Raw genomic sequence first — 16,766 nt, forward strand, 5'->3', positions numbered from 1 at the left:
TCCGAAAACAATGTATTTATAGATCCAATATAGACTCAAGAACTCCGCGAATCAAGAGCTTAGGCGCAACTTTTAGTAACGAATAACCCTAATGACACCGCTTCGAATATCCGGCAAATTAGCCACCAATACCGCGCCAGTTAAGGTAATCCACCAGGTCATATAGATCCACGTTAAACCGAGAGGCAAGATCGCAAAAGCGCCATATACCGTTTTATAGAATGCTGTATTGCCCAAGAAAATGGCAAATCCAAACTTCATTAGCTCAAAGGCAAGCGCTGCAACAAAAGCTCCCGTAAAGGCGTCTTGCCACAAAATCTTGGCGTAAGGAAGAATTTTGTAGACCACTGCATAGACCAGAATGGCCAAAAAGATTGGGGCAATCGCGGCCACCAGTTGAAAGCCAAAAGATACCGCGCTGATCCAGCCTTCTGAAGCACTAAATAAAACGCCACTCAAGTAAATGCCAACGCCAAGCATGATTGGACCTAGGATAGTTGCCGCACTATAGATCACAATTTTTTTATACAAAGGGCGTCTTGCAGTGACCTTGAATATTTGGTTAAAGGCACCCTCAATCACCGCTAAAGTCATGATTGTCGTGATGATCAGTCCGGCCAAGCCCACATAGGTTAAGCCTTTTGCTTGGGATGAGAATTGCTCTAAATAAATAAATGCCTGCTGATTAATGCCGCCTGGCATATAGGTATCCAAAAGCCAGGATCTAAAGGTATTTTTTACTTGAATTACGCGTGGGAGGTGGCCGATCAGTATGGTGGCGATCGTGACCATCGGCACCATGGATAAAGTTGTTGTAAATGCTAGGCTGGCTGCAATTTGCTTCAAATTTTGACCGCGATTACGCTCCCAGATCTCTTTAGCCAGAGAGAGCCATAATTGGGGGTTACGAATAAGGCGCATCGCCGTATCATAAGAGATCAATATGAGCCAACACGATATTTTAGTTTTGTACTACTCCCGTTATGGTGCAACCAAGGATCTGGCGCGCCTGATTGCCGAGGGTATCGAGAGCGTACCAGGGGCAAATGCCCGCTTGAGAACCGTGCCCCCCATTTCTGCGGTTTGTGAAGCTACTGAGGCAGCCGTTCCCCAGGATGGAGCGCCTTACGCTGAATATTCAGACCTAAAGGAGTGCATTGGTCTTGCTTTAGGGTCTCCGACTCGTTTTGGCAATATGGCAGCGCCGATGAAATACTTTTGGGACGGTAGTTCTTCAGAGTGGTTGAATGGCGCCTTAATTGGTAAGCCGGCCTGCGTCTTTACGAGTACCGGCAGCATGCATGGCGGTCAAGAAAGCACCCTCTTAACAATGATGATTCCACTGTTGCATCACGGCATGATGCTGATGGGCATTCCTTACAGCGAGCCTGACCTCATGTCTTCAAATACAGGCGGCAGTCCCTATGGAGTAACTCATCTCGCCCATGCCGATGGACGTGCGCCCATCAGCCCTGAAGAGCAGCGCCTAGCAAAGGCACAGGGTAAGCGTTTAGCTGAAGCTGCCTTAATGCTTTTTCAAAACAAAAGGTAATGCATTCAGCAGTCATCATGATAAAAAAGAGTCTCGACAAAAATCCATACCAACTTATAGCAACAGCTGCTTTTATTGATTTATTTATCTTGTGTGTCTGTTGGGAGTGGTTCGTCTCCCCTCTCCGACCTGGTGGATCCTGGTTAATCCTGAAAGGCATCCCTTTGCTATTCGCTATTCCTGGGATATGGAAAGGAAGGGTTTACACAATGCAGTGGGCCTCAATGTTGATATTGCTATATACAACCGAAGGCTTAGTTCGCATTCTCGAAACAGGTGCTAACTTTTGGCTTGCGCTCCTCGAAACTATTTTGTCGACCATTGGCTTTGTCTGTTTACTCATGTATCTAAAGCCCATCAAAAAAGAAGCTAAGGCTATAAAAAAGGCGGCTGCGGAGTAAAAATGCAAAACTTCATCAATCAGTTATCCACAGTCCTTGAGACAAAATATATTCTGACTCAAGATGGGGATAAAGCGCCCTACTTAACTGATTGGCGTAAACGCTTTACGGGAAAAGCGCTTGCAGTTCTTTTACCCGGTAATGCTACTGAAGTAGCAAATATCGTCAAGCTCTGCGCCGCAAGCCAGGTTGCTATAGTCCCTCAAGGAGGGCATACCGGCTTTTGTGGCGGCGCTACACCCGATAACAGCGGTAAGCAAGTCATCCTCAATCTCAAGCGCATGAATCAGATTCGTGAAATCGATAGTGCCAATCAAACGATCACACTCGAGGCGGGATGTATTTTGCAAGCCGTGCAAGAAAAAGCTGCTGAGCAGGGATTTTTATTTCCCTTAAGTCTGGGTGCTGAGGGTAGTTGCATGATCGGCGGTAACTTAGCAACCAATGCCGGTGGAACTAATGTGTTGCGCTACGGTAATGCACGTGATTTATGTCTAGGTCTTGAAGTTGTTACTGCTAAAGGTGAGATTTGGAATGGCGTTAAAGGTTTGCGCAAGGACAATACGGGTTACGATTTGCGTGACTTGTTTATTGGATCTGAAGGTACTTTGGGAATCATTACTGCTGCAGTCATGAAGCTATACCCACTACCGATCTCTCAATGGACCACCCTTGTCGCATGTGAAACCATCGCCTCTTCAATTGCACTTTTAAATCTCTTTCAGAAACGGGCAACTTCACTTCTGACCGGATTTGAAATGATGACGCAGGAGTCATTGGATTTAAATGAGAAACACTTTCCACAGATGGTAAATCCACTGCAAGGTAAGCCGCCATTTACCGTACTGATTGAATTGTCAGATCATGAGAGCGAGGATCATGTCAGGCAACTTCTGGAAACCATTTTGGAGGAAGCATTTGAATCAGGACTCATCAGCGACGCCGTTGTTGCCAGCAACTTAAGTCAAGCCAATGCTTTTTGGCATATGCGGGAACACATTACGCTAGCGCAAGCCGAAGAAGGCGCAAACCTCAAACATGACATCACCATCCCCCTCTCATCGCTTGATCGCTTTATCAAAGAAACCGATGCCTTGATGAGGACAAAGTTTCCGGGTGTCAGAATCATCAATTTTGGCCATTTAGGGGATGGAAACCTGCACTACAACATTGCCCCACCCTTGGGCACAGACCCCAAGACCTTCAATGAAATCAATGAAAAGCCCATTCATGAGCTCGTATATGCCCAGGTCGAGCGCTGTAATGGCTCCATTTCTGCAGAACACGGGGTAGGACAGCTCAAATTGGAGGGCTTAAGGGCTCATAAGGGTGAAGTTGCCCACGAGCTCATGAAGACCCTCAAAAGAGCTTTAGACCCCCAAAATATCCTTAATCCCCATAAAGTTGTCTCCATTTAAGAAAAACAGCTGTTTTTTTTGATAAATATTTTGTAATTCGTGTCATCTCGACCGCTTTTCCATGCGTTGTATAGCCATGGAGGTGACAAATATGTCAACAAGACTCAAACGTTGGGCCCGCGCAATTCAAGAGATCGACTTGTCCACAAGGACGCCTGAAGTAGCTATTGGCTACCTGGACAGTAAATACCGAGATATTGCTTGGCGTTATATCCGGATCCTTGGCTTCGAACGTACTATTAGCTTCATGGCAAGCAATAACTTTCACCCTGAGTGATTGTTAAAAAACCCTAAATATTTGATTTATTTAGGGTTTTTTGTTTTAAAGCTGACTTGTTGAGTTTTTAGCCAAAAAATTTCCTGACCTCCGCCAGCAATACGTCAGGAATCTCTTCTGGTATGTAGTGACCGCTGGGAACAGATTTTCCAGAAACATCCCTTGCCACAGCCCCCCAGTCCTCTAAGGGTTTAAAGCACTGGTTTACTAAGCCATGTTCACCCCACAACACCTTCAGTGGCATCTTCAACATCTTGCCAGCAGCACGATCGGAGCGATCGTGGATGAGGTCAGTCGTAGCAGCGGCTCGGTAATCTTCACACATAGCATGCATGCCTTCTGGATTGCTGGCCCCAGCCAAATATTCCGACCATCGATCTGGGGAAAATATTCCCGTACCCGCATGGCGACCCATATGATTTTTTAACCAAAACTCAGGATTAGCACCGATTAAGGTTTCTGGAACTGGCTCTGGCTGTATCAGGAAGAACCAATGCCAATATCCCTTAGCAAACTGCATGGTGGTGTTCTCATACATGGTTAATGTTGGAGATACGTCTAGGACCATTAAGCGCAAAACACTTTCAGGAAAATCCATTGCCAGGCGATGAGAAACCCTTCCACCTCTGTCATGTCCAAGCAAGAAGAATTGATTAAAACCTAAACTTTTCATCAATGCATGTTGATCTGCGGCCATTGATCTTTTTGAATATGTTGAGTGATCAATTTTGCCGTGGGGCTTTGATGACGCACCATATCCCCTCAAGTCAGCAGCAACTACCGTAAAGTTTCTGGCTAACTCAGGAGCTACTTGGCTCCAGATGGCCTTCGTTTGGGGAAACCCATGGAGTAGCAACAATGGAGGACCGTTACCACCAATGAGATATGAGATATCAATTGAACCATCTTCAGAGTCAGTGGAAAATGTTTTAGCTTCAAAACCTGGAAAAGATACAGACATCATTAACCCAATAAAAAAGAGCCTCACAGGAGGCTCTTATACTTTAAATATCAACGATTAGCCATAGCCTGAATTTCAGCCACAGTTACATAACCTCTGTTGCTTGAGTCGATGTAACTAAAGTGGTCATAGATACGAGGCATGCAACCATTAGCTTCTTCTCTAGTTAACTTGCCATCATGATTGACATCGCATTTAGCAAATCGCTCAGCAATTTCATTATCGCGAGATGCATCATCAGCTATAGCCAACAATGGAATTCCAATAAAGGATGCCAAGGCAATGGCGACTATTTTTTGAAGGAGTGATTTCATGATGAAGACTTATTGACCAGTTGGCACTGGGTTGGCGGATGTTTCCATTGCTGAGCGGACCACTTTCTTCGCCATTGCAACAAATGAATCTGCAGATCCGGCGTTAGTCCTAAAGGATTCCCCTTGAATGGTAATCAAGCCTTCTCCTAATAATTGTTTTGATTGACTATCAGTTATTTTGCTCTCAACCAACAGCGCTGGTGTTTTGGAATTTACGCCACCAGCATAAGCAGCTGCATTCATTGCCAAACCAATTGGGGTGAAATTCCAGGGTTGCAAACTATCGGCTGAACTTTCCGCGCCAGTGATGCCAACAGAGATGCGCGCAACACCAGGTCCTGGTTTATTAACTATCTTGATGGTGCCGCGAGAATTAACAGCCTCAACCATAGAGGCCTGTAGTGCGGCTTTTGCCTTATTAATATCATCCATGCTGACTGACTTGGTGGCATTTTGATTCAGGTAAATCGGGTCCAAGATTACTGCGGTGTATGAACCAGGGTTCACACCTGAAATACGGTATCTCCAAATACGAGTATCTTTATCGCTGCTAGCCATTGGAACTAAAAGATTGTAATCAGGCAAGAAGCCCGATCTAGGCATGGATTCTGTTGCTAATTTAGGTGCATTGCTACATGCAGCCAAAGTCATTGCCGTAGCAAATGTTGCTAACAGCACTTTCATTTTATTCATGGCGATTCCGAGTGATGGGTTAAGTTACCTTGTAAGACTTTTATTAATAAAGATGATCATACCTTTATCAATTTAGTCCGGGGCTGGACAGGGCATGGTTCCGCCCGTCTTTTTATGAATCTGGGGCTTACATTCAACTTGAGATCGAGTCGTCTGGGTTGACCCTACTGGCACAGATGTTGAAATATTATTTAATGGTGCCTGCATTGAAGTTGCTGCCGTTGGAGATGAATTGATTGGAGCACTTACTACCGGAGCCGACTTTGCTGGCGCTAAACCAACCTCTCTATAAAAAGACTTATCCGAGCCAGGGCAAGGCATTAAAGCACCTGTTTTAGAGTTAACAACTTCTTTACATTGAGGATTGGCCTCAAGGCGTGCCTCTAACTTAGCGGTAGAGCATGCAGCGACAAGAAGAGATGTGCAAGTGACCAACAAGGAAGTTCTAAGTAAATTGGCATTCATCCAATCATTCTAAGGCAATGTGCGTAAGAAAAGAGGCGTTAGCCGTAACTTAGAGCATGAGGTTACCTGATACCCAGATTCTTAAGTAGCGCAGCTCCCCAATCCAATGCCACTGCAGGGCCTTCCAGCGAATTGACACACTCTCCGTCCCCTGCCTATTACCTGTTCCCACCAAGAACTCTACATAGACACGACAAAGCCTTCTCATGTGATTACTGCGTTGATTGCGGCCAAAGCGCTCCCAGTCTTGCATGTATTCCAGTAAGTAATTGACCTCCTGTTGATTAAATGCAGGCCTAATTTCTGCCCTATCGGCAGCGACCTCCAATAAGGGAATGGTTCGATGTCGATGGATTAAGCCCTGATCCCTAGCCCTTTCAATTACTCGCTTGTAGAGCCCAGCATGGCGCCTTTGAGTATAGGTCTTGGGATTCTTGCCCATCTGGGATATTCGCCAGGCTACATAGTCATCCACTACTTCCTGGGTAATGTCATTGATTTGATAAGCACCAAAGAACGGGATCAGGTACTTGGTAAAGATATGAATGTAGTCCGCATGAGTACGTTTATTAGGATTGGCTTGAACTACTCGGGCAGCTGCAGCCAGCTCTTGCGTGGCTAGTTGACGAAAGGTACGGGTCTTAATGGCTAGATCACCGACTAGCTTGACCTTGACTGTTTCATAAATGGAAATAGCTTGGGTAGTGGCTTCGGCCACCTGATCTGATCCAGTGCTAGCGGAATGCCAAGCGCCAGTAGACAGCTTAAAACGGCATTGCCATTGGTGACTATTGGGTCTTTTATAGAGGGTAACGGCACCATCAAGCAGTTTGATGGGCTCTTCATCAGTGGTGGCGGTGGAAAATAATAGCGATAAATTATTCATAACAAGCGTCACTTAACAAGACACTTGTTAGCTTAATTTCAGATTTAGGCTTGGGCGACCTAATTATTTACTGTTGGTTGCGCCTGACATTACAGGATCAGGGCTGCGATGGGCTGGTGTTGACTGCAAAGCAGTCAGTCACCCTACTTGCTAATGGCTAGCTCAAAACGACCCATAGCAGTTGTTCGCTAGGCAAAAGAAAACCTGCCGCAGCAGGTCTCTTTTTTAAGCCATTTCTAACTGAACCGTTATTACAAACCAACCGTATACGTCGCCATCACAGTCGTTGTTTGAACGGCTTGGTATGGCTCTTGCCTATAAATGCCAGTAATACCTAAACGCTGATTCTTCTCAACATCATAGTAAGCACCTACAGTAGCCGTTGGTCTTGTCTTCACTGGATTGGCATTGAAGTTAATTGGTGTCAGACCACTCACACCTGTAGCCGAGTAAGTACCATTATTAGTATTGGTATCAGTCTCAACACCAGCACTTGCAAATACTGTAGCCGCTGGAATGATCTTGTATGAAGTCCCCACACCAACCAATGCAGTAGTAGCGTTTGTATTGATCGCTGAATAGGTCAACGGCGCTGTTATTGATGATGAAGCTGTCTCGGTATAGCCATTCATATTATTTTGGGCGTACCGCACCCCGATGTATGGAGAAACGATGACATTCTCAACAATGCCAAAGCCATATTTCGCAGTAACTTGTGCGCCTTGGCTATTGATGGGAGCGCCACCATTGCCTGCCTCTGAAGCGGTTGAACCTGAACCAACCACGGAGCGTGTAACGGTAGCATTCTTTTGACCATATGCAGCAGATACTTTAACTTCAGCACCGGTACCATCCAATCTTTCATTCCAAGCACCAAACAACCCAACGAGTGGAGTGTTATTGCCTAAATTAACCGTTGAGCCAGCATTGTTCATTGATAGATTCTGGTCTGCATAAGCGCCAATTCGATAGTTTGGATGCGGACGATAAGCTGCAATTAACAAGGCGCTGGTGTTATTCAAACCGTTAGATGCTGAATAAGCTGTGTTACGCCCGCCTGCGCTCACACAGACATTATTCTCACCAAACTCATTACAGTCGTAGGTAAAGCTATTGGTCAAGGTGGTGTTTAAGATCGTGACCACACCTTGAACGGCTTGGACTGTGTTGGACAAAGACTGCTGGGTATTTACTGTTGAAGGGCCAGCCGGAGTTGGGGGTGGTGTTGGTGTTGGCGTTGTTGATAACTCTAGATCCCAAGAACCGGTTGTTGCGTTTTCAATTAATTTATATGTAAATCCATTTGAAACGCCAACTATCGTTACGCCCGGGGTCCATGAACCGCTACCGCCGTAAAGATATGACGGCGCTATCCCTGTTAATACATTTGAATATCTTCCTACCGTAGAGACATAGCTTGGATTTAAGTACACACCAAACTTCATGATTGGCGTAGAAGATGAGATGCTTGAAGCAGACAGCGATGAGGAAGTAGATCGATTAAATACACCAAAATAATTATTAGGTAAATTTCCTTGGATTCGAATTGCTCCGCTAATGCCTCGATCTTGGCCATTATTTAAAGTAGTTATGGCACCTCCCGAATTGACAATATTCCCTATAACGCCGTTATTTACGCTGGTAATTATGCCAATTAAACCATCGTTCACAATCGTGGTAATTGAAGCGCCAGTGGTAGTTATTAATCCTATACCGGGCTGGGAACCATTCATCGTCGAATGGTTTGTAATATTGTTAACAATTCCGCCACTACTATTTTCTATAGCACCAATACTGCCGCCGCCATTGTTTATGATTTGACCTATATTTGCACTACCGTTATTGGTAATTGAATCAATGGTTCCGCCACTACTATTTTCTATAGCACCAATATTTCCACCAATGGTATTGATCACGCCACCAGTAATTGACCCAGAATTTGTTATGGAGACAATTCCGCTGGGACTACTTGAATTGTAAATAGCGCCATATGTTCCTGAACCCGTTATAGATCCAGAGTTAGCAATCCCAGTTATTGCTCCATCAGCGTTTAATATGCCTCCTGAGATTGATCCCGAATTATCAATGGAGCCAATACTTGCAGTTTCATTATTGCCCCATTGAACAATCCCGCCAGTTATAGATCCTTGGTTAACGATTGTACCGATCGTACCGCCGTTACTATTATTGATAGCCCCGCCACCAAACTGATTACGTCCCAACGATGAAATTGAGCTTCCTGATATTGTGCCGCCAATATTTACTATTGAGATAATCGCTGCAAAATTGGAATTTGCAATTCCGCCAGCAATAAGTCCCTGACTGAAGATGGTATTAATTGTGCTACTAGGGCCTATATTATTAATTGCACCGCCAAGAACGTCAGTTCCGTTAAACGTAATTTGATTTCCATTAATTGATCCTGTATTACCATTAACTATAGAGTCAATGCTTGCAGCACCAGAGTTATTAATGCCTCCATTGATGGTTCCAGTGTTATAGATACCACTTGAACCACTAGCTCCTGAGGCAAGAATTTGCGCGCCGCCTTCATTTAAAATTCCATCATTAATGGTGCCGGCATTTGATATGCCATAAATCATCGCATCAATACCGCCAGTGTTTCGAATACCCTTAATCGAGTTGCCCCCGCTTATAGTCCCACTATTAACAATTCCATAGTCAACTGCAGAATCATTAATAATGCCTCCATCATTAATGATGCCGCCAGTTATAGTGCCAGTAGTGTTATTTATTAATGAATCGATTAGAGGTCCAGAAGTACCCCACAATACTATGCCACCTTTAATTGGTCCGGAATTTTCGAGCAAACTGATATAGCCTTGATTACTTATGGCACCTCCCGAATAGTTACCCGAGCCATCCCGCACAATAGGAGCTCCATATATTGAACCAGTGCTTGTATTTGTAATCACGCCACTTGGCTGATTTAAAAAATTTATTCCAATACTTGTTGTCCCATCAATCCCGATGCTTCCGCCATTGGTTAACGTCCCTATAGTCCCCAATGAATTAACTTGCAAGGCAGATGAATTGCTATCTGCTGTAATTACTGACCCTATACTTACTTGAAGATTCCCTGAATTCCACTCAGCATCTACGCAAGGAGAATTTATAATTACACCACCACTGATACTGCAAGTAACTGCCGAGGCTTGAACCTGATAAATAACTAATGTCACAAAAAATACCAAGAAGTGAATGGCAATTTTTCTAGTAATTAAATATTGGTGCTGAAAAAACATGGTAGAAGTAAATTGATAGTTGGCATCTCAAATTCTATTTATGCACTCGATATTTCTATCTACGAATTGAAGCCTTTTTTCTACGAATTGAAGCCTTATTTCTACGAATTAATGCTTTCTGGTTGTATTGTTAAATCCGCTAGCTAGAATGTCGTCATGAAATCAAGATTCTCTAGCTACAACCTAGATTGGCTAACCAATACCCCTGCGTTTCGTATTGATGCTGACGCTAGTGTTGAGCGAATGCCTATGCCTATTAGCCCAGAACTAGGCAAAGGATCGATGGAAGTTCAGAGACTCACAATGGGGATGACTTTATTTCACGGGATCCATACGTTTGAGCCTGCTGCAAAGGGAGCGCTTGTTCCACTCACGGCATTTACCTCCGACTTTCCAGAACCCACATTGAGCGTACAAGTTGCAACGCATGGTCAGTTTGCTCATCACGAGCAATTTCCCAAGGTCAACTTAATATTTAATCATGGCAATGACTTGTTTAGATACGGCGACAAGGTGGATACTCAATCCTATCTTGATGGGTCAAACGATAGTGAGATGACGGCCATGTTCATCGGTCGCTCTGTGCTTGATTCAATTCTTAGCGAAGAGTCTAGTGAAACGCTTTTGAAATGGCTTGGGTTAACACCTGCACCACAGGCCTTAGTCAAAACATGCCCAATCTTCATCTCCAACCTATTGCGCAGCACTCATACAAACAAAATGCATGGAGAAGCCAAAAAGCTATTCTCCCAAGCAAAGGTTGTTGAGTATTTAAGCGCTTTATTGGTTCATTCCAATGCTGAGCCCAGCAAAACATCAGTAAATCAAAAACGACGAGTAATAGTAAGAGGTTTACATCAATATCTATTGGGTTTAGAAGGCGCCCTACCTACCCTGAGCGAGCTTTCAAAACAGCATGGAATATCGGTCCGTCTTCTGAATGCTGAATTTGTTAAAGAGTATGGTGAATCAATTTATTCATTTGTAGTGAATCATCGCCTCAATCAAGCTCACATGGTCCTTGAAACCACAAACTTACAGATGAAAGTTCTAGCTGATAACTTGGGCTATTCTCACGTGAATCACTTCATCACCGCTTTTAAGAATAAGTTTGGTTATTCACCCGGAACATTGCGCAAGTAGCACGTCCGCTTCTGGCCGTTCTTTGCCAGCCAAATACCCCCAATTACCCTGTTTTTAGCGTCCACAAGGCATCCTATGAGAGCCACCTGACCGTCACGCAACCGGACGCTTCCGAGTTGGGTCAAACCGATACTAGATCGCCAGGGTCTTGATAGACTGCTGGTAATCACAAAGCAGTCCATCACCCTACTTGCTAATGGCTAGCTCAAAACGACCCAAAGCAGACTTTCGCAAACAACAAAAAACCCGCCAAAGCGGGTCTTCTGCAAGGCTGGATAGCGTTACTCATAGGCCGACCGTATATGTTGCCATCACAGTAGTTGTTTGAACGGCTTGGAATGGCTCCTGACGATAGATGCCAGTAACCCCTACTCGCTGATTCTTTTCAACATCGTAGTACGCGCCAATAGTGGCTGTTGGTCTAGTCTTAACCGGATTGGCATTGAAGTTTATTGGTGTCAGGCCAGTCAATCCAGTGGCTGAATATGTGCCGTTCGCCGTGTTGGTATCAGTCTCAACACCAGCACTTGCAAATAACGTTGCCTTCGGAATAAACCTGTAGCTTGCTCCTAACCCTGCTAATGCAGTTGTAGCATTCGTATTGAGGGCCGAGTATGTAAGTGGTGCCGTAACTGTTGCGCTAGTACCTTCGGTGTAGCCACCCATATTGTTTTGGGTATAACGAATACCAATGTATGGAGAAACAATCACTGCTGGTAGCGCCGCAAAACCATACTTAGCCGTCACTTGGGCGCCCTGGCTATTGAGCTGCGAGGATCCTGATCCAGCCTCAGATGTACCTACCACTTGACGATTGATGGTCGTATTCTTTTGACCATAAGCTGCAGATACTTTGACTTCTGTACCAGTGCCATCAACACGCTCATTCCAAGCACCAAACAGGCCAATTAGCGGCGTGTTATTGCCGAGGTTAACCGTTGACCCAGCATTGTTTACCGATAGGTTTTGATCAACGTACGCGCCGATACGATAGTTCCGATGTGGGCGATAAGCTGCAATCAATAAACCGCTAGTGTTATTCAGTCCGTTTGCTGCTGATACTGCCGTATTACGACCGCCCACTGAGATACAAACCCCGTTAGCGCCAAACTCATTACAGTCGTAAGAGAAGCTATTTGCTAGAACAGAGTTTTGCAGTGTGTAGATGTTTTGTAATGCTGATGCGGTGTTTACTAAAGATTGCTGGGTGTCAGCTACGTTAGGAGTGAATATCAAATACACATCATTGGCATCGTAGGCTAATCCGTAACCCAACCTTGTGTAAGAAGACAGGTTGGTTGTTAGATTGCCAAATGAACCTGTGACACCGCCATTAGCAGTTAGTAAGGTGTACTTACCCGGAGCATAAGATCCAGAGCTAGCAGTTAGAGATAATCCGCCAGCTAATGACGCTACGCCATTTACGTTTAATTTTGGTGAATTACTTGGCACTATGCCCATCGACAAAGTACCAGTAGCACCTTGGGTGTAACTAGCAACACTCACGTTGCCAGTCTTACCAGCGATGTTAAAGGTGCCGTTATTGGTAACACCACTCGATTGAGAAACTGAGCCAGCGCCTGACAGCGCCAAAGTGGCACCATTATTAATTGTGGTTGATCCGGTATAAGTGTTTTCACCAGAGAACGTTACGGAGCCGCCGCTACCACTATTGGTGATAGTAATCGAACCTGGAGAGCCAGCAGAGGCATTTGAAATCATGCCAGTAAAGTTTGATGCGACACTATTTTGATCGATCACGCCATTATTGCCATTAACAGTAAAGTTATTTGCAATATTGCCAGTCGAAGAGACTTGCAATGTGCCGCCATCAAAGACAGGATTGACTGTCGTGCCAAGATTGGAAGACTGATAGATAGTTCCAGCCCCAGTAATATTGGTTGCAACTGGTGGCGGAGGTGCGAGTGCAGCAACCACCAAATTCCAAGTTGTAGAGTTCGCACCAGCGATTAACTCCCACTTGTATGAGCTATTGAAGTTAGTCCAGGTATTGAAGATGGAGGAGTAATTTGTAATTCCAAGGCTATCTACACCCAACAGAACACCAGAATAAGTGTTCGCTGACAAAGTGGATAAAGAGGACACACCAAATGTAGTGGATCCAGTAATTCCAAGCCCTGCATCTAACGTTCCAAAACCAGTGGGGGTAATGATAATGTTGTAATTCGTTGGCATTACCCCGAAGTACTTAAGCCCACTTTGTGCGTTGTTCAGCGTTCCAATCGATGCACTACTTAAGCCATTATTGTTATTAATTCCACCTAGAGAACCAGTGAGAGCGCCCCAGTTCGTGATCTGATCAATTCTTGCTGCTGCAGGGCCATTATTATGGTTATAGATAGCAAAGTCAGCCCCGGAGATTGTTCCGCTATTAACAATCGATTTAATCGTGCTACCTTCATTTTCAATACCATAGCCTGTCACACTAGTGATTTGGCCACCAACAGCATTACTAATGCCAACAGTACTAACAGTGCCAATTGTCCCTCCAGCTCCGTTATAAATTCCCCATGCACCTGAAATCGTTCCCGCGTTTGAAATCCCTCCAATTGAGCCGCCGTCGTTGTAAATACCATATCCGCCACCAGAACCGGTAATTGAAGCGCCACTAGAATTGTTTATCGATGTAATGGATGCAGAGCTATTAATACCGGAGCCTGCAAAAGAGCCGCCAGCAATCAAACCGCCGCTAAAGTTGTTTATCGATGTAATGGGTCCGCTAGAATTGATTGCGTCGTAAAACTGCGATTGGACTGTATTGTAATTATTAATTACTCCTATAGTTCCGCCAATGTTCTGGATACTGTACAGATTGGCCGCAATAGTTCCATAGTTATTGAGAGTGGTAATTTCACTTCCGGAATAAAGGGAAATTCCGGTGCCAGAATATGAAGTAGTTGCAGGATCAAAACCAATATAGGCTGTAGCTAGGGAACTTGATCCATTATTTAGGGTAGAAATTTTTGCGTTACTACCAGCATATAGCTCTACACCAATACCGGCACCAAAAATTATTCCTAAATTGGTGAATGACGTTAATTGAGTTGGGTTGCTGAACTTAAAGCCATCACTGGTAGTGACTACAGTACTATTTACATCAAAGGTAGTTGCATTTGTAACTGGAATGCAATCCGTAACCTCTGGAGTATTAATTGCATACTGCGTTCCCCCTGCGACTGTAGGTGTGAGGCAACTTGCGACTGCATGCCCTGATAGATGCAACGAAATAAGCACTAAAAACGAAGTAACAGATAACTTAAATTTCACTCTCTTAACCCTTATAAATATAGGGTTTAACTTTAGAGAAATTCACTCTTCTTCTGTTTTATTTTTTACATGAATTGTGCCCAAAATTACATGTAATCCTGCTATTTACCTTGGGTATTTGTTGTGTGTAATATCTACTCATGCCTACATCTACAGAATTCGTCAATTTCAATTGGTTACTAGAGGACTCCGAGCCAACATCGGAAACCTTGAACAATCAAGATATTCCTTGGACTGAGGCCCCAATACCAAAGCAAATTGGGGTAGGCGGATATGAAGGCTTGTTTCTAACCAATGATATTGTGATTTATCACTCCAACTTTCAATTTAATCCGAAAGTTAGCGGACAGTTGGTGCCTTTGGCTGCTGTAACAACTAAATTCAAAGAGTCAACACTAATGATCCAAACCCTTGCCAAGGGAAGAGTCATTCACAAAGATAAGTTATCTACTAATGATTTGATTTTTGGCGAAGGGGTTGACCTATTTCGCCTCTGCAAAGAGATCTCTGTTACCCCAGTAATGGACACCTCCACTGAAATCGATATGATCTTGGTGATGATTGGCAAGGCATCTCTCACAACACTCATCGGAGAAGATTTAGCAAGCCAGCTCCTTAAGAACCTGAAGTTGCTGCCTTCACCGAAGGTTGTGGTCAAGCAAATCCCCAGCTATGTCAACCACGCTCTTCAGACATGCTTAAAAAATGAATACTCCCCAACCCTCAGGAAGGTGTCTGCTCAGTCCAAAGTGTTAGAGTTTTTATCTGAACTAACAAAATACTTGTGCGAAAACCCCGATAAAAAAGACCTGACAAGTAGGCAAGCTAAAAAGCGTTTAAAAGATATCAAGCAATACCTTATGGAACTAGAGGGCAAGCTGCCCACCCTGAATTCTCTAGCAGCTCAGTTTGATAGATCTCCTCGCTTGCTAAATGATGAGTTTCAACAAGAGTACGGGGAATCCATCTTTAACTTTGTAGTCAATCACAGACTCAACACAGCACATAAAGCAATTGCCCAATCCAATGTTGCACTTAAGCATTTGGCTAAGAGGCTGGGCTATGCCCATGTCAATCATTTCAGTGCTGCATTTAAGAAGAAGTTTGGGTATGCACCTGGAGGCTTGAGAAAGTATAAGTGACGCCTATTGGCCGTTCTTTGCCAGCCAAATACGCCCAATTACCCAGTTTTTGAGTATCAGCAAGCCACCCTATAAGAGCTGCCTGACCGTCACGTAACCGGACACTTCCGAGTCGGGTCAAACCGACACTCGATCGTCAGGGTCAAAAATTGATCAGAGTCGCCCCATAGTCCACTAGGATCTGCCACGCCCTAATACAAGATAGGGTTCTCGATAGCAAAGCTAGATCATGATTAGCCACAATCAGGCCAATAGACCAGCCTAAATATGTATGAAGAAATGTGAAATTTGGCCTGCCCAGCACGATTCGAACGTGCGACCTACGCCTTAGAAGGGCGTTGCTCTATCCAGCTGAGCTATGGGCAGTTATATGCTGGGTATATTTAGAACAATAAGGGAAAGTGGTCGGAGTACAAGGATTCGAACCTTGGACCCCCTGCTCCCAAAGCAGGTGCGCTACCAGGCTGCGCTACACTCCGACGGAACCGATATTCTACACCGAGAGAGCCATTCGAGGCAAATCCTGTAAGATTCGTCCCATGATTGCCTATTTTTCAAGCAAATTTACAAAGCAAATTCATGCCGCGCTTACAGCGGCATTGCTGGTATTTTGCTTGCTAGGCACCCACTGGGTAGGCCTCTCACACGGTATTTCTCATGCAGGCTTCCAAAAGCAATCTATAGAAGCTAACGCATCGAGCAATATTGATAAGAGCTTCAATCACAGCTCTGATACATGTCATTTGTTTGATGCACTTTCACTTGCAGGATTTGTACCGAGCAGTCACACTGATGCTGAAGTCATTTTGATCAGCGCCTCAGATCAACAAAATTCAAGCAATCCTTCGTTACGAAGTTTGACTGGTAACTCTTACCACTCACGCGCTCCTCCTACTTTCATCCTTTAAAACAAAGCGCTCTATTGCGCACCTCCGTTTTAATTGCTCACCATGTATTGGT

The 16,766-nt window shown here is 44.5% G+C and carries 15 protein-coding genes and 2 tRNA genes; 7 read left to right on the plus strand and 10 right to left on the minus strand.

All coding sequences use genetic code 11. From position 1 onward, the window contains the following. Positions 1-72 precede the first annotated feature (72 nt). Positions 73-921, minus strand: coding sequence for a YhjD/YihY/BrkB family envelope integrity protein (locus C2755_RS05295; protein WP_215322215.1), 849 nt, complete (start codon positions 919-921; stop codon positions 73-75). A gap of 22 nt (positions 922-943) precedes the next feature. Between C2755_RS05295 and wrbA the strand changes: the two genes are divergently transcribed. From wrbA to C2755_RS05315, 4 genes are all read left to right on the plus strand, one after another. Then, positions 944-1,552 (plus strand): NAD(P)H:quinone oxidoreductase, encoded by a 609-nt coding sequence (gene wrbA / locus C2755_RS05300; RefSeq protein WP_215322216.1) that lies wholly within the window; start codon positions 944-946, stop codon positions 1,550-1,552. A 17-nt stretch (positions 1,553-1,569) separates the two neighbouring features. Then, positions 1,570-1,953, plus strand: coding sequence for a DUF2069 domain-containing protein (locus tag C2755_RS05305; RefSeq protein ID WP_215322312.1), 384 nt, complete (start codon positions 1,570-1,572; stop codon positions 1,951-1,953). Positions 1,954-1,955: 2 nt separating this feature from the next. Continuing rightward, the gene (locus C2755_RS05310) at positions 1,956-3,371 is read left to right on the plus strand and encodes an FAD-binding oxidoreductase (RefSeq protein WP_215322218.1); all 1,416 of its coding nucleotides are present in this window, start codon (positions 1,956-1,958) and stop codon (positions 3,369-3,371) included. A gap of 91 nt (positions 3,372-3,462) precedes the next feature. Further along, the gene (locus C2755_RS05315; RefSeq protein WP_072582447.1) at positions 3,463-3,648 is read left to right on the plus strand and encodes a hypothetical protein; all 186 of its coding nucleotides are present in this window, start codon (positions 3,463-3,465) and stop codon (positions 3,646-3,648) included. Between the two features lie 67 nt (positions 3,649-3,715). Here the strand turns inward: C2755_RS05315 and C2755_RS05320 are convergent, their stop codons facing one another. The 6 genes from C2755_RS05320 to C2755_RS05345 all read right to left on the minus strand — a co-directional run bounded on the left by C2755_RS05320 (position 3,716) and on the right by C2755_RS05345 (position 9,903). Further along, positions 3,716-4,609 (minus strand): alpha/beta fold hydrolase, encoded by an 894-nt coding sequence (locus tag C2755_RS05320; protein ID WP_215322313.1) that lies wholly within the window; start codon positions 4,607-4,609, stop codon positions 3,716-3,718. 50 nt (positions 4,610-4,659) lie between these two features. Continuing rightward, positions 4,660-4,923: an EF-hand domain-containing protein gene (locus C2755_RS05325; RefSeq protein WP_251368556.1), complete on the minus strand. Its 264-nt coding sequence runs from the start codon at positions 4,921-4,923 to the stop codon at positions 4,660-4,662. A 9-nt stretch (positions 4,924-4,932) separates the two neighbouring features. After that, positions 4,933-5,616 carry a DUF3313 domain-containing protein gene (locus C2755_RS05330; RefSeq protein ID WP_215322219.1) on the minus strand — a complete coding sequence of 228 codons (684 nt, stop codon included), beginning with the start codon at positions 5,614-5,616 and terminating at the stop codon, positions 4,933-4,935. 72 nt (positions 5,617-5,688) lie between these two features. Beyond that, positions 5,689-6,081, minus strand: coding sequence for a hypothetical protein (locus C2755_RS05335; RefSeq protein WP_215322221.1), 393 nt, complete (start codon positions 6,079-6,081; stop codon positions 5,689-5,691). Positions 6,082-6,130: 49 nt separating this feature from the next. Beyond that, positions 6,131-6,967, minus strand: coding sequence for a hypothetical protein (locus tag C2755_RS05340; protein ID WP_215322223.1), 837 nt, complete (start codon positions 6,965-6,967; stop codon positions 6,131-6,133). A 251-nt stretch (positions 6,968-7,218) separates the two neighbouring features. Continuing rightward, positions 7,219-9,903, minus strand: coding sequence for an S-layer family protein (locus C2755_RS05345; RefSeq protein WP_215322225.1), 2,685 nt, complete (start codon positions 9,901-9,903; stop codon positions 7,219-7,221). A gap of 486 nt (positions 9,904-10,389) precedes the next feature. On the opposite strand from C2755_RS05345, the gene C2755_RS05350 reads away from it, so the two are divergent. Continuing rightward, a complete protein-coding gene (locus C2755_RS05350; RefSeq protein ID WP_215322226.1) occupies positions 10,390-11,376 on the plus strand; it encodes a helix-turn-helix transcriptional regulator in 987 nt (328 codons plus the stop codon). Between the two features lie 285 nt (positions 11,377-11,661). On the opposite strand, the gene C2755_RS05355 is transcribed toward C2755_RS05350, so the two are convergent. Next, entirely contained in the window at positions 11,662-14,664 is a 3,003-nt protein-coding gene (locus tag C2755_RS05355) for an autotransporter outer membrane beta-barrel domain-containing protein (RefSeq protein ID WP_215322228.1), read from the minus strand. A 140-nt stretch (positions 14,665-14,804) separates the two neighbouring features. Between C2755_RS05355 and C2755_RS05360 the strand changes: the two genes are divergently transcribed. Next, entirely contained in the window at positions 14,805-15,806 is a 1,002-nt protein-coding gene (locus tag C2755_RS05360) for a helix-turn-helix transcriptional regulator (RefSeq protein WP_215319806.1), read from the plus strand. Between the two features lie 289 nt (positions 15,807-16,095). Here the strand turns inward: C2755_RS05360 and C2755_RS05365 are convergent. Together C2755_RS05365 and C2755_RS05370 are read right to left on the minus strand one after the other, a co-directional pair. Continuing rightward, positions 16,096-16,172: transfer RNA gene (locus C2755_RS05365), tRNA-Arg, on the minus strand. Between the two features lie 36 nt (positions 16,173-16,208). Further along, a tRNA-Pro gene (locus tag C2755_RS05370) sits at positions 16,209-16,285 on the minus strand. Positions 16,286-16,345: 60 nt separating this feature from the next. On the opposite strand from C2755_RS05370, the gene C2755_RS05375 reads away from it, so the two are divergent. Next, positions 16,346-16,714, plus strand: coding sequence for a hypothetical protein (locus C2755_RS05375; RefSeq protein WP_215319808.1), 369 nt, complete (start codon positions 16,346-16,348; stop codon positions 16,712-16,714). Positions 16,715-16,766 lie beyond the last annotated feature (52 nt).

The sequence above is a fragment of the Polynucleobacter sp. MWH-S4W17 genome, assembly GCF_018687535.1.
In the GTDB taxonomy this organism is placed as follows: Bacteria; Pseudomonadota; Gammaproteobacteria; order Burkholderiales; family Burkholderiaceae; genus Polynucleobacter.

Bases quoted from the DNA above. Each gene is read 5' to 3' on its own strand.
- C2755_RS05310 (WP_215322218.1), top strand. From the start codon at position 1,956: ATGCAAAACTTCATCAATCAGTTATCCACAGTCCTTGAGACAAAATAT.
- C2755_RS05340 (WP_215322223.1), bottom strand. From the start codon at position 6,967: ATGAATAATTTATCGCTATTATTTTCCACCGCCACCACTGATGAAGAG.
- C2755_RS05350 (WP_215322226.1), top strand. From the start codon at position 10,390: ATGAAATCAAGATTCTCTAGCTACAACCTAGATTGGCTAACCAATACC.
- C2755_RS05320 (WP_215322313.1), bottom strand. From the start codon at position 4,609: ATGTCTGTATCTTTTCCAGGTTTTGAAGCTAAAACATTTTCCACTGAC.
- C2755_RS05335 (WP_215322221.1), bottom strand. From the start codon at position 6,081: ATGAATGCCAATTTACTTAGAACTTCCTTGTTGGTCACTTGCACATCT.
- C2755_RS05305 (WP_215322312.1), top strand. From the start codon at position 1,570: ATGATAAAAAAGAGTCTCGACAAAAATCCATACCAACTTATAGCAACA.
- wrbA (WP_215322216.1), top strand. From the start codon at position 944: ATGAGCCAACACGATATTTTAGTTTTGTACTACTCCCGTTATGGTGCA.
- C2755_RS05360 (WP_215319806.1), top strand. From the start codon at position 14,805: ATGCCTACATCTACAGAATTCGTCAATTTCAATTGGTTACTAGAGGAC.
- C2755_RS05315 (WP_072582447.1), top strand. From the start codon at position 3,463: ATGTCAACAAGACTCAAACGTTGGGCCCGCGCAATTCAAGAGATCGAC.
- C2755_RS05330 (WP_215322219.1), bottom strand. From the start codon at position 5,616: ATGAATAAAATGAAAGTGCTGTTAGCAACATTTGCTACGGCAATGACT.
- C2755_RS05375 (WP_215319808.1), top strand. From the start codon at position 16,346: ATGATTGCCTATTTTTCAAGCAAATTTACAAAGCAAATTCATGCCGCG.
- C2755_RS05325 (WP_251368556.1), bottom strand. From the start codon at position 4,923: ATGAAATCACTCCTTCAAAAAATAGTCGCCATTGCCTTGGCATCCTTT.
- C2755_RS05295 (WP_215322215.1), bottom strand. From the start codon at position 921: ATGCGCCTTATTCGTAACCCCCAATTATGGCTCTCTCTGGCTAAAGAG.